Annotated in this window: 1 rRNA gene; it reads left to right on the top strand. The window is 56.1% G+C overall.

Going from position 1 to position 344, the window contains the following annotated elements:
• Positions 1–344: ribosomal RNA gene (locus ACTHSL_RS13250) — 16S ribosomal RNA — on the top strand; the annotation flags it as partial.

The following is a 344-nucleotide window of genomic DNA, read 5'->3' as shown; positions in this document are numbered from 1 at the left end:
GCCTACGGGAGGCAGCAGTTAGGAATCTTGGGCAATGGGGGCAACCCTGACCCAGCCATGCCGCGTGTGTGAAGAAGGCCTTCGGGTTGTAAAGCACTTTCAAGGGTGAAGAAAGGCCTGAGGCGAATACCCTCGGGTGTTGACGTTAGCTCTAGAAGAAGTACCGGCTAACTCCGTGCCAGCAGCCGCGGTAATACGGAGGGTACGAACGTTAATCGGAATTACTGGGCGTAAAGCGCACGTAGGCGGTTCGTTAAGTGGGATGTGAAATCCCCGGGCTCAACCTGGGAACTGCATTCCAGACTGGCGAACTCGAGTCTGGTAGAGGGGGGTGGAATTTCCTG

The organism is Neisseria sp. P0008.S010 (assembly GCF_051962715.1).
In the GTDB taxonomy this organism is placed as follows: domain Bacteria; phylum Pseudomonadota; class Gammaproteobacteria; order Burkholderiales; family Neisseriaceae; genus Neisseria; species Neisseria elongata.
The sequence above is the reverse complement of the archived record's forward strand: the minus strand, read 5'-3'. Positions and strand labels throughout refer to the sequence as shown.